This is a genomic window from Anabaenopsis sp. FSS-46, assembly GCF_029891665.1.
GTDB lineage: Bacteria > Cyanobacteriota > Cyanobacteriia > Cyanobacteriales > Nostocaceae > Anabaenopsis > Anabaenopsis arnoldii.
On the sequence record NZ_JANQDG010000141.1, the window covers coordinates 1 to 12,501 of the forward strand.

The following is a 12,501-nucleotide window of genomic DNA, read 5'->3' on the forward strand; positions in this document are numbered from 1 at the left end:
AGCTAATATTTTAGCTAAAGTAGCGATCAAACTAGGTTTAGACCTAAGTGGAGTCAGTAGGGTGTCTTTGATAGCACCATTGAAAGTTCGTTTATGGGCTATTCAAGAATCCCCCGGCTTCTAGCCGTGGGGAGTATCAATCCATACTGTCCATACCCGAAGAACCACCCCCAATCACCCAATTAGACCCTTACCCCTTACTATTCCATGCTCGCGATCATGCAGGGGAAGCCATCACAGATCATCCAGAAAATCGCCGCAAGGGATGGCAACGTATTTCACTATTTGCAGTCTACTTTAGTCCTCATTCCTTAGCAACCACTGGATTAGGGGAAATGTTACGGGATGCTTTCCAAGCACCAGACCATTCACCAAAAGCTTACTTTGGTTTATTTCCCTTTCGGTGGCGAGAAGATTGGCAAAAGTCTTTCTATACCCTCCAAGGTAATGGACGACCCTTTGTAGCCCCCATCCTCCAAGTTCTCATTTTACCCCAAGCACCTCAACAAGTCCTAACGTGGGCTGAACAAGTAGCAACCTGGGATTTTCGCCAGATTATTGCTTGTCATTTTGACTCCCCTATTTCAGCCAGTCCCCATCAATTCCGCCAAGCATTCGATTTTCTCCACAAGCAACCCCCTTTCAGCGAAGATTCTGGAAACCTAAACCAGCACCTCTCCCCCGAAGATATGCAATTCATCAGGGAAATTGAGGCCACTCTCCTCAAGCAAGGTATTGCAAAGCCACCTCAAGAGAAAATATAGGACTCGTATTTGAGTTGAGAAATTATCAGTGAGGAAAGGGAATAGGGAACAGGGAACAGGGAACAGGGAATTGGTGTGTACTTCATGAGCCTGAAAAAGGCTTTATTAACTGCCTGTGAGGGATTTAATATTTGCGTTAAATCTAGCATTTTGCAAAGCTTCCACTGTACTCTGAGAATCTTGAACGCAATATTGCCAACCAAAGCGAACCAATTCCCGAGCAGTTTCTGATTGTATAATTCCCACCACCGGAATTTTTGCCCTTTCTTTGTCCCCTGTATGTTCTTGTAAAATCGTCCTTAAATTATGCATGGTCTGGATATCACTTACTTGTTGCGGATTCAGTTCCACCATCACCATTTGCACTTGCTCAACTCTTTCTATGTCTTCAACAATCAGTTGATTTTGATCATCTCGCCGATCTACTTTACCCCAGACAATTAACCTCGCATCAACTTCCAGTTGCTCACTGATGCGTTCATAGGTTTTGGCAAAAACCACCGCTTCCGATTGTCCAGTTAAATCCTCTATTTGTAAAATTGCCATCTGGTCGCCTTTCTTAGTCATCACTTTTTTGACATTGTTTAGCATCACCACGGCACAAACTTTTGTATCTTTTGTTTGTTCTTTAAATTGTGAAAGGTTAATCGGAGTCAGCAGCGATGCTGCTGGCTTTAAGGACTTTAAGGGATGATCTGATACATAAAAACCCAGTAATTCCTTTTCCATGCGTAACTTCTCCTGGGGCATAAAATCAGCCACAGGGTCAGCTTTAGGAACTGTTTCAAAACTATTGTTCCCTGTTTGCTTACTAGTAGTATTACTAGTACCTAAGTAATCAAAAAGATTACCCTGACCTATAGCCCTATCTTTGGCGCGGGATTGCGCCCAATCATAAACTAGTTCTAAATCACGGATTAATTGGTGACGATTTGATTCAATTTTATCAAAAGCTCCACACTGGATCAAAGATTCCACAGTCCGCCGGTTAATAGCACGCAAATCCACGCGATCGCAAAAATCAGCTAGGGACTTAAAATCACCCCCCTCATTTCTCGCTGACAAAATACAGGCGATCGCATTTTGTCCCACATTCCGCACCGCTGTAAATCCAAATAATAAAATCTTTCCATCTATCGGTGTAAAATCCAGACCAGAACGATTAATATCCGGGGCATCTATTGTAATCCCCATATTAGCGCAGTTATTAATATACTTCTGCACCTTATCCGTATCGCCACTGTTCGCCGTCAACAGTGCCGCCATATACTCCAACGGATAATTAGCCTTTAAATACGCAGTTTGATAAGTTACATATCCATAGGCGGTGGAATGGGACTTATTGAAACAATTAGAGGCTATGAGACCATTTTTAATCACAAAATTATGGTCACCCTCAACCCCAATATCATAAACATTTTCTCCACCTACAAATTTACGTCCAGTGATTTTGACCATTTTTACCCACCCATCATCTATACCCAGTTTAAGGTGTTGGTGCTTTTGCAGTCTAACACTACTTGATCTTTGAGCGGTTTTCTATAGCTGCTTCTAGGGGCGATCGCATTTCATCAACTGCTATATAAATCATAGACAAGTCTAGACATTTAGAGCTGGGAAAGAGGGAGCAAGGGAGAGGAGAAGCAGGGTAGAGGCGAGTTTATGATAATAAAGCTGTGACTGGCATTTAAAATTTTTTAGAATGAAAGTGTTAATTACTCAATTTACTATGGACAAAAGATTGTTGTAGAAATTAAGAGTTTTGTGGGCAAGTCGCTGAAAATCTGTACAGGTAGTAAGTAATGAAAATAACGTTTTGTTAATAGTTGTAGATATGGAAAAGGAGGTAATAAAACAATGGATAAGCTAGAAAAATACCGTGAGGCGATTCAGAAAATATTGACTGAATATTATCAAATGACCAAGAATCAAGATAGAGAAAATCGAGAAATTGAAGCAAGTGATCGCTTGGCTTTTGACGAAGCAAGAGACCAATATCTTTGGTTTCGGTTTGGCTGGGATGATAAAAAGTTAGTCCAGCATATCATCATGTATCTGTGCATTAAAAATGGCAAAATTTGGGTAGAAGAAGACGCAACAAATTTATGTGTTGTTGACGACTTATTATCAGCCGGAATACCCCAAAGTGATATTGTTTTAGGCTTTCATCATCCCAATAAACGGGGTTTGACAGAATTTGCTACCGCATGAGGAGCATGGGGGACTCAAATCTTGCACGACTCCGTATAAACCCAGATAATCTAAAAATATGCGCGTTGGCAACTTTGGAGGAAGTGAAGGAACAGGATTATTCTTTAAATCCTGGGCGGTATGTGGGGGTGGTGATAGAGGAAGATGGGAAAACGCAAGAGGAGTTTATTGAGGAGATTTTAGAGTTAAATCAAGAGGTGCATTTGTTAGAGGGGATTATTGCACATAATATAGCAATCCTAAATGATTCATGAACAATTTCTGTTCCCTGTTCCCTGTTCCCTGTTCCCTTTCCTCAGTGATAATTTCTCAAGTCAAATAGGATGACTATATTAAAGAGATTGCGGGGGATAATTAGCTTATCATTAAGTAAAGAGTAAAGGAATAAATCTATGAATACTCGTGAAGTTGTGGTTAATAAGTTACAACAATTACCAGATCCTCTGGTATCGAGGGTAGATGAGTTTATTGATTTCTTGATTGCACAACAGCAAAATCAAGCAGTTAATGTTCAATCTTCAGAATCTTTAACGGATAGGTGGAAGCGGTGGTTTGAAAAGGTTGATCAATTATCTATATTAAATCATGAACCGCAGAATGAGTATCAACAACGTTTGCTGGAAAAATAATGAAGTATTAATAAAGTAAATAATATTCTCAAACAAACACGCGATCGCCTCCTAACTCGTCTCATCTCTGGTAAACTTTCAGTAGAATACTTAGACATTCAATTCCCACCCAGCATGAGAGAAAAATTAGAATAAACATATATTAGGACTTGGAGTTTTCTCAAATGAGTGTCATAATTCCCAATGATATCCTTAGAGCTTCAAACATGACTGAAGACGAACTCAAATTAGAAATTGCCATTTTGCTTTACCAACAAGGTAAAATTAGCAGTGGTAAAGTCCGAGCATGGACAGGAATCACAGTCCTAGAATTTCAGCATCAACTAGCAAAACGAGGTTTACACATTAACTATGATGTTGAAGATTTTCAATCTGATATCAAGACACTGCAATCAATGGGTTTACTGTGATTATAGTTAGCGATACATCACCAATTACAAACTTAACAGCAATTGGTCAGTTAGATTTATTGCGACAGTTGTATAGTAGGGTGATCATCCCGGAAGCTGTATATAACGAAATGGTTGACATAAATAAAATTGTCCCTGGTGCAGTAGAAGTACAAACTTTATCTTGGATACACACACAGACAGTTATTAATTCTCTACTGACAGAAATTCAAGAAAATAATCAAAGTATTCACTTGGGAGAAGCTGAAGCCATTATTTTATCCTTAGAAATGAAAGCTGATTTGCTGTTAATGGATGAACGCAGAGGAAGAATAGTAGCTACCAATTATGGAATAAATATAACAGGTCTGTTGGGAGTGTTAATACAAGCCAAAAAACAGGAACTAATTCCAGCTATTAAACCATTGATTGATCAGTTAATTACCCAGGCCAACTTTAGAGTTAATCCTCAATTATACACTGTTGTATTACAAGCATCTAACGAAATTTAAAACTTATTTATCAGGAGAAATGACAAAATTAACCAGCCCACTGTTAAAATTTGTACATAATGAATACCCTTGATGCTCAAGGTCATGATATCGAATATCAATTTAAAGATCGAGAAAATCCCCTGCGTTTAGTGTTTGTTTGTGCCATGTGGTTAACAGGTTTTGATGTACCAACTTTATCTACTATTTACCTACATAAACCCATGAAAGATCACACACTAATGCAAACTATAGCCCGTGCGAATCGCGTTAGAGGGGCAAACTGGGTAGTTTAATTTTTTTAATTACTTTGTTAGCTATAGAAAATATGCGATCCCCAACCCCTCCCGTGACAAAGCTATGCATTACCCACATCTTTCTTAATAATCTTGAAACATTTATGTGGTAATGGTTTCAACGCTTGAAAATTTCCCTACTCTTGATAAAACCCTTATTTTCTTGAGAATCATCAACGGAGGATTAAGGTTTGTGGGTTTGCGAGCGATCGCTCTCACGAATGTTAAGAAAGATCCGGGTAATAGATAGGCTATATATGGGGGTGTTGAATTAGTTTTAATTTTGTCGAGAAGTGGGGGATATGTATAAGGTGGTTAAAACAATTGTCCTTGTTGCGCGTCTGGTTGGTTTTGAGATGCTAGGCGGGAAATTTCGCCCCAGGAAATTACCAGACTGTTGTAAGCGATCGCCTCCTCCCTCACTGTCTAAAGCCTGGCTTCCGTGCCTTTTTTGCGATTTTCTTGTGAGAATCTCTATAGCTTACAGCACTTTTCAAGTAAATAAAGTACACACCTTAATATCATAAATCTTGTGGGGTGGGCATCGGTGCCCGCCCTTGTACCTACTCAGATGAAATGCGCTGTAATTAACGCCTTTGCCAAATCTTGATGGTGCCATCATCACTCCCAGAAGCTAAGGTGCGACCATCCGCGCTGAAGACTACTGACCAAACCCCATCTGAATGTCCGGTGAGGGTGGCGATTGACCCTTGGGTGGCGACATCCCACACTTTGATAGTTTCATCATCACTCCCAGAGGCTAATGTTTGACCATCCGGGCTGAAGGCTACTGACAAAACCCCATATGAATGTCCGGTGAGAGTGGCGATTGACCCTTGGGTGGCAACATCCCACAGTTGGATCGTGCTATCCCCATTTCCAGAAGCTAAGGTGCGACCATCCGGGCTGAAGGCTACTGAAATAACCACAGATGAATGTCCGGTGAGGGTATAGTTCAACCAGGGTAAGTGCATCTTAATAATCCTTGACAAAATTAACTTTATGTGGGTCGCCTAACCAGATAGCGACTCAGGTATATTTGAGTAGAATTTGCTATCTCAATTGTTAAGCAACGCCCCAATGTTAGTGAAAACTAGTCGATATTTAAGGTATTTTGAATCAAATTAGACTGATAATATCACATTTAATTTCTTATATGTAAATAAATATTTTTTTGATATCTAAGCCTCTGTATGACTATTTAGGCAATCTTGTCATCTATCTAAAGATAGATTTTTGGGAATATAAAACTATTTCGCCGGTACTGGGTTGAATATTTATGATATCTGGGTAAATTTCCTGTGTGTTACGCGAACTGCTTGCAGCAGCGATCGCGCTATCGCCTTTAACAACCGCGATCGCGCTATCGCATCCCGTCAAGACCATCCAATACATGATCTTCGGTGTCAGATTTATCTGACTTTAGCTTTGAGACGGGGGTTTCTCACCCCCGGCTCCCCGTGTAGCATCAAACGGAATTTTTCAACCCAGAGCGATCGCCTTTAACAGCAGCGATCGCGCTATCGCATCCCGTCAAGATAATCCAATACATGATCTTCGGTGTCACACAGATCCCCGACTTCTCACATAATCAGAGATAATCTAGGATAATTTAGCTAGAAGTCCAGGAACTGACTCATGAGATCGACAAAGGCTATAACTTCCTCAGCAGTTTCAGATCGCCAGGAATTTCCTGATGTATAATCAGGAAAGTGTCAAAATTCAATGTCTAGTTAAAAGTTAACAGGAATAGATTAAGGAAACTCATGTCCCGATACAGAGGGCCACGCCTCAGAATTGTACGTCGCTTAGGCGAATTGCCAGGATTAAGTCGTAAAAGTGCTAGACGCGCCTATCCACCAGGACAGCATGGTCAGAACCGCAAAAAACGCTCTGAGTATGCAGTTCGTCTAGAAGAAAAGCAAAAGATTCGGATGAACTACGGTTTAACCGAAAAGCAACTGTTGCGCTATGTACGTAAAGCTAGACGCGTCACCGGTTCCACCGGACAAGTGCTGCTACAACTGCTAGAAATGCGCCTGGACAACACCGTTTTTCGTTTGGGGATGGCTCCCACCATTCCAGCCGCCCGCCAACTGGTAAATCACGGTCACGTAACAGTTAACGGTCGCAGAGTCAACATTGCTAGTTATCAGTGTCGTCCCGGGGAAGTCGTTGCAGTCAGAGACCGCGAAGTTTCCCGGAAATTGGTAGAAGCCAATTTGCAATATCCTGGATTAGCCAATCTCCCCAGTCATCTGGAATTTGACAAAGCTAAGTTAACTGGCAAGGTTAACGGCGTTATTGAACGAGAATGGGTAGCATTACAAGTCAATGAGCTGCTCGTGGTGGAATACTACTCACGTCAAGCCTAATTATTTTACCGAGTCATTGGATTGCGGATTGAATCAATTACCCAATCTCATCGCCGCCCCTTTCCCGATCAAGGAGAGGGGCTGACCAATGACCCATCACCTATTTTTATTGAGAGTTAATGTCTTGTAAGTCAAGGGCATAATTCAATCGCAAAACATTAACACCCGGCTCCCCAAAAACCCTTAAAAATCTATTATCAGTATATCGGTTAATTAAAGGTATTATTTCATCCTCTTTCACATCCCGGGCGAGAGCCACTCGGCTCAACTGTTGGCGGGCTGCTCTCAAAGAAATATGTGGGTCTAAGCCAGAACCAGAAGCATAAATTAAATCAGCCAGCGGTTGAATATTTTCCTCTTGTAATTCAGTAGCCCGTTCCAAAATTCGCTCTAACAGTGCCGGGTTGCTAGGAGCAAAATTACTTCCTCCTGATATCCCAGTGGGGCTGGCTTGTTTTCCTTGGCTGTATCTCACACTACTGGGACGACCGTGAAAATAACCCTCAGATGTGAATGTCTGACCAATCAAAGCTGAACCAATTGGTTGAGTGTCTAAATTTACCATAACGCTGCCATTGGCTTGAAAAGGAAAGAAGGCTTGACCTATGACCAATATCCCCAGAGGATAGATGATTGCCGTTAGTAACCAAACCACTAAGGTCATGCGAAAAGCTGTGATAGTTTCACGAATAAAATTCATAAAAATTTATCGGCGGTGAGTTTCTAGTTCAGAAAAGAATTAATTGACCACAGATGTAGACCCCTGAGCGGTTTTCCATAGGGTCAGAACCTTGGGATTTTCTATCCCCAACCGGTGGTTGCAATGAGCATATCTATGAATTTAATAGCAAGCAAAGGTGCAATTATTCCACCCAAACCATAAATCAACAGATGGCGCAGCAGCAGTTGATTAGTTTGCAGATATTTTACCTGTACACCTCTCAAAGCTAAGGGAATTAAAGCCGGAATCGTCACAGCATTATAAATCAGTATGGATATGACAGCCGAATTCGCGCTGGATAAATTCATGATATTTAAACCCTGCAGATGAGCAGCGGTAAAAATGAATGGGATAATTAGAAAGTATTTAGTAATATCATTCGCAAGGGAAAATGTAGTCAAAGCACCACGGGTAACTACTAATTGCCGACTAATGCTCACTAGATCAATCAGCTTTGTGGGGTCAGAGTCCAAATCTATGATATCGGCTGCTTCTTTAGCAGCTTGACTACCTGTATTCATGACCACGCCGACATCGGCTTTAAGGAGCGCAGCAGCATCATTATAGCCGTCTCCTATCATTGCTACCACTTTACCTGCTGTTTGTTCTGCGTGGATAATACTGACTTTATCCTCTGGTGTCGCTTCACCAACAAAGTCATTAACTCCTGCAAGGTTGGCAATCACAGATGTCGTAATCAGGTTGTCCCCAGTCAGTAATATAGTATTGATACCCATGTAGCCTAACTGCTGACAAGCCTCGCAGATACCCGGCTTAATTATGTCTTTCAGGTAAATCACACCATAAATTTCCTCATCTAGACAAACCGCCAGCGGTGTACCTCCCTGTTGGGAAATCTTTTCGCAGACAGAATTCAATTCTGGAGGTGCTTGTCCATTACCCAAACGAATAAATTCTTTAATTGCTGTTACCGCTCCCTTGCGAGCTTTATGTCCCCGCTCGAAGTTTGTGCCACTCATGCGGGTGTCCTCAGAAAATTTTACCCCTAGGGCTTGGTTGAGGTCAAAATCAATTTGTCCGCCTAAGCTTTGTGCCACTCGGGTAATTGATTTCCCTTCAGATGTATCATCAAATACGCTGGCAGCCAAAGCAATATTAGCCATCTCCTCTAATGAATGGCCATTGAGGGGAATAAATTGCTGTGCCAAGCGGTTGCCAAAGGTGATTGTCCCGGTTTTGTCAAGAATCAGGGTGGTGATATCAGCACAAGCTTCCAGGGCTTCTCCTGAGGTGGCAATGATGTTAAATTGGGCAACCCCATTCATAGCAGCAATACTAATGGTATTGAATAATCCGCCCATGGTGGTGGGAATCAGCGCCACCAGCAGGACTATCAAAATAGGTACACTGACAGGACTCCCCACATAGTAAGCAAAAGCCGGCAACGTAGCCACGACTAACAGAGCAACTAAACTCAAAACACCGAGAAAAATCATCAAGGTAATTTCACCCGGTGTTTTACTGCGTTTTGTTCCTGCTAATAAAGCAATCATCCGGTCAATAAACCCTTGATCTGGGTTGGATGTAATGCGAACAATCAGTTCATCAGAGATGATATGGGTACCACCGATCACCGAACTGGCAATATTACTCCCTGATTCTTTCAGTATTGGTACAGTTTCACCGGTAATTACTGATTCATCCACCGAGGCCGTACCCATGATCACTTTACCATCAGCAGGAATCATATCCCCAGCTACCAAATATATGGTATCACCTGCTTTCAGACTGGTGCCAGGAACTTGGCAAATTGTGCCATCAGGAGCCAGTTTTTTGGCGATCGCCTCTGACTTTGTAGTTTGCAATACATCTGCTTGGGCTTGCCCCCATCCCAGTGCCAATGCTTCCGCAAAATTAGCCAGCCAAACCGTGAGAAAGCAAATTCCTGTCAACAATCCGTAAAAAATACGTGGGTGATTTTCCGGGGATGAACCCAATAAGTTGGGCGCAATAGTGAATACTAGGGTAACAACAGTCCCCAGCCAAACCAAAAACATGACTGGATTTTTGACGGCATACCCGGGATGCAGCTTGATAAAACCATCCCTCAAGGCTCTGATATACAGTTTTTTGCGATTTATCTTAGCTTTTTTGCGGGAGGGGCGGCGATGACTAGGTAAAGTTCCCTCCACGCCAGGACGAAAACGTGATGATTTACCTTTAGAGGTAGGTGCAACGCTCATTTTATCTCATATTCAGGAAATGTTGACTAATAACCAATCTTTTAACTAGCCGCAGCTAGTTTGAAACCCTCGGCAATCGGGCCCAACGCCAATACTGGCAAGAAAGCCAGCATTGCCAAAATCACCACTAATCCAGCCGTCGCTACGGTAAATAAAAGCGAATCTGTTTTGAGGGTAATAGCGGTTTCTACTGCTTTTGGTTTACGAGATATACCGTCAGCTAACAGCAAAATGGCAATAATCGGAATGTAACGCCCGGCAAACATACTTAAACAGGTACTTAAATTCCACCACAGGCTGTTATTATCCAATCCCTGTAAACTAGACCCATTATTGGCACCAGCAGCCGCATATTCATAAACTACTTGGGAAATGCCGTGAAATCCAGGGTTAGTAATTCCAGACAGGGAAACAGGATAAGCTAATGTAATGGCACTGGGAATTAAAACCACAATGGGATAAATCAGCACCACCACACTACCAAGGATGATTTCTCTTCTTTCAATTTTCCGCCCTAAAAATTGTGGAGTGCGCCCCACTATTAACCCTACTAAGAACAGAGTCAAAATTAGGTAAGTAAATAGGTAAGCTGTCCCAGTTCCCTGACCTCCCCAGATAATGCGCAGGAATAAGCTCGATAAACTGGAAAATAATCCTGCGGGCATCAATGAATCATGCATCCCGTTCACCGCACCGCACATGGTGGCTGTAGTCATCACTGCCCAGAGTGCTGTTTCTACCCAACCCAATCGAATTTCTTTGCCCTCTAAATTCGGCTGTTCTAATCCCAATGTGCCATTTACCAGGGGATTACCCTGTTGTTCTCCGGTTACTGTCACCCAAATCAGAATCATCAAGGCTACAAATACCATCCAGAACAGCAGCCAGGCCTGTTTCATATTTTTGGCAAATATGCCATAGGTGTAAATTAAGGATGCAGGAATGGCAATCATGGCCATGGTTTCGATTAAATTAGCAGCCCCATTGGGATTTTCATAGGGGTGGGCTGAGTTAACGCCAAAAAAACCGCCGCCGTTATCACCCAACATTTTAATCATCTCAAAGGAGGCTACTGGCCCCCTAGCAATATATTGGGTTCTTCCCTCTAAGGTTTCTACAACCAAGGTTCCAGCTAATGTTTGCGGCACACCGCAGAACACTAGAGCGATCGCCCCTATAATTGACATTGGTAGTAATATCCTCGTGATGGCACGAGTGACATCAACGTAAAAGTTCCCTAATTTTTTGCCTGTTAACCCCCGAATAAAAGCAATTCCTACCGCTAAACCTGTAGCGGCTGAGGTAAACATCAAAAAGCCTAAAGCTGCTACTTGGCTAAAATAACTTAAGGTTGTTTCACCAGTGTAGTGTTGCTGTCCAGTATTAGTCACAAATGAAACAACTGTGTGCAGCAATATATCCCAGCTAGGCGCATCAAAATCATTGGGATTCCAAGGTAGTAATCTCTGATAAAATATTATCAGGTATACTAAAGTACCCATGCACAGGTTGCTGTACAGCACTGCGCGAATATATTCCCCAACCGTCTGCGGCTTACCGCCGTAGGCATCATCTTTGCTACCCACACCAATTAAAACTAAGCAGCTACGCTCTATAGGGTTGATTAACCAGTCCAGCAGCGTTCTTTCTCCCTGGAAAACACGCGCCATGTACCTTCCCAAAACTGGCACGATCACGATCACAATACACAGCGTTACGCCGATTTGCAAAAAACTTTGTCCCATCTATTTCGCACCCAACTCAATTTCAATGATAGATTTTATACATATAAACCCCATACTCCCCGGTCTCTTATATATAACCCCAAATGATTTGGTTTCTCCCTTATTACTATTTTTCATATTCTTTTTCAAGTTTCCGTCAGAAATACTGAAAATCTACTCTGATATGGAGATTAAAAAACTTGTTTTTCTCACTCACCCCCATCAAGCTATGAGGGGTCTCAACCCCCCACAGCTTCAAGTCTGGATGGAGGAACAGGAGCAAATACTCACCCCACAACAACTCAGCCACCTATTCATATCAAAATAGTATTAAAGCCTTTTTCAGGCCCATGAAGTACACACCAATTCCCTATTCCCTATTCGGTGTGTTCCCTCAAAATATTAACTTATATGGATTAAACACTAAGGAAATATGAGGAAAATTAGCAATAATATCTGATGGATTATATAAAGTTTGTAAAGGGGTGAACGGATCTTAAATCAAAAGTTCATGGAGTCTGGAGCCTACTGGCTGGATTTGGTCTACAATAATTTGATGAATTTATAGTCATTTATGTACATTTGTAGTATAATATTATGAATGTACGATTATTAAATGAATGAAACTATCTGATTATGCAAAAAAGGTAGGGATAAGTTATAGAACTGCGTGGCGTTGGTACAAATCCGGCGTAAT

General features: G+C 41.9%; 12 protein-coding genes and 2 pseudogenes. 8 read left to right on the plus strand and 6 right to left on the minus strand.

Going from position 1 to position 12,501, the window contains the following annotated elements:
- Nucleotides 1-140 precede the first annotated feature (140 nt).
- Nucleotides 141-764: pseudogene (locus NWP21_RS17325) on the plus strand (DUF4336 domain-containing protein); the annotation flags it as partial.
- Nucleotides 765-869: 105 nt separating this feature from the next.
- Here the strand turns inward: NWP21_RS17325 and NWP21_RS17330 are convergent.
- A complete protein-coding gene (locus tag NWP21_RS17330) occupies nucleotides 870-2,222 on the minus strand; it encodes an OB-fold nucleic acid binding domain-containing protein (protein WP_280793626.1) in 1,353 nt (450 codons plus the stop codon).
- Between the two features lie 399 nt (nucleotides 2,223-2,621).
- On the opposite strand from NWP21_RS17330, the gene NWP21_RS17335 reads away from it, so the two are divergent.
- The 6 genes from NWP21_RS17335 (at nucleotide 2,622) to NWP21_RS17360 (ending at nucleotide 4,780) form a co-directional block, all read left to right on the plus strand.
- Nucleotides 2,622-2,975 carry a XisI protein gene (locus NWP21_RS17335; RefSeq protein ID WP_271732953.1) on the plus strand — a complete coding sequence of 118 codons (354 nt, stop codon included), beginning with the start codon at nucleotides 2,622-2,624 and terminating at the stop codon, nucleotides 2,973-2,975.
- Nucleotides 2,976-2,980: 5 nt separating this feature from the next.
- Nucleotides 2,981-3,229, plus strand: a complete 249-nt coding sequence (locus NWP21_RS17340) for a hypothetical protein (protein ID WP_280793627.1) — start codon at nucleotides 2,981-2,983, stop codon at nucleotides 3,227-3,229.
- A gap of 138 nt (nucleotides 3,230-3,367) precedes the next feature.
- Nucleotides 3,368-3,604, plus strand: coding sequence for a hypothetical protein (locus NWP21_RS17345; protein WP_271732950.1), 237 nt, complete (start codon nucleotides 3,368-3,370; stop codon nucleotides 3,602-3,604).
- 164 nt (nucleotides 3,605-3,768) lie between these two features.
- Nucleotides 3,769-4,014 (plus strand): UPF0175 family protein, encoded by a 246-nt coding sequence (locus NWP21_RS17350; RefSeq protein ID WP_280793628.1) that lies wholly within the window; start codon nucleotides 3,769-3,771, stop codon nucleotides 4,012-4,014.
- Entirely contained in the window at nucleotides 4,011-4,505 is a 495-nt protein-coding gene (locus NWP21_RS17355; RefSeq protein ID WP_280793629.1) for a DUF3368 domain-containing protein, read from the plus strand. Before NWP21_RS17350 ends, NWP21_RS17355 begins: the two co-directional genes overlap by 4 nt.
- A 59-nt stretch (nucleotides 4,506-4,564) precedes the next feature.
- Entirely contained in the window at nucleotides 4,565-4,780 is a 216-nt protein-coding gene (locus NWP21_RS17360; RefSeq protein ID WP_280793630.1) for a hypothetical protein, read from the plus strand.
- Nucleotides 4,781-5,367: 587 nt separating this feature from the next.
- Here the strand turns inward: NWP21_RS17360 and NWP21_RS17365 are convergent.
- Together NWP21_RS17365 and NWP21_RS17370 are read right to left on the minus strand one after the other, a co-directional pair.
- A pseudogene (locus NWP21_RS17365) lies at nucleotides 5,368-5,730 on the minus strand (serine/threonine protein kinase); the annotation flags it as partial.
- Nucleotides 5,731-5,998: 268 nt separating this feature from the next.
- Complete coding sequence (locus NWP21_RS17370) at nucleotides 5,999-6,175, minus strand: hypothetical protein (protein WP_280793631.1); 177 nt, start codon at nucleotides 6,173-6,175, stop codon at nucleotides 5,999-6,001.
- A 371-nt stretch (nucleotides 6,176-6,546) separates the two neighbouring features.
- Between NWP21_RS17370 and rpsD the strand changes: the two genes are divergently transcribed.
- The gene (gene rpsD, locus NWP21_RS17375) at nucleotides 6,547-7,155 is read left to right on the plus strand and encodes a 30S ribosomal protein S4 (protein WP_271732942.1); all 609 of its coding nucleotides are present in this window, start codon (nucleotides 6,547-6,549) and stop codon (nucleotides 7,153-7,155) included.
- Nucleotides 7,156-7,261: 106 nt separating this feature from the next.
- On the opposite strand, the gene kdpC is transcribed toward rpsD, so the two are convergent.
- From kdpC to kdpA, 3 genes are all read right to left on the minus strand, one after another.
- Nucleotides 7,262-7,855 carry a K(+)-transporting ATPase subunit C gene (gene kdpC, locus NWP21_RS17380; protein ID WP_280793632.1) on the minus strand — a complete coding sequence of 198 codons (594 nt, stop codon included), beginning with the start codon at nucleotides 7,853-7,855 and terminating at the stop codon, nucleotides 7,262-7,264.
- Nucleotides 7,856-7,956: 101 nt separating this feature from the next.
- A complete protein-coding gene (kdpB, locus tag NWP21_RS17385; RefSeq protein WP_280793633.1) occupies nucleotides 7,957-10,080 on the minus strand; it encodes a potassium-transporting ATPase subunit KdpB in 2,124 nt (707 codons plus the stop codon).
- 41 nt (nucleotides 10,081-10,121) lie between these two features.
- The gene (gene kdpA, locus NWP21_RS17390; protein WP_280793634.1) at nucleotides 10,122-11,825 is read right to left on the minus strand and encodes a potassium-transporting ATPase subunit KdpA; all 1,704 of its coding nucleotides are present in this window, start codon (nucleotides 11,823-11,825) and stop codon (nucleotides 10,122-10,124) included.
- Nucleotides 11,826-12,501: the final 676 nt, after the last annotated feature.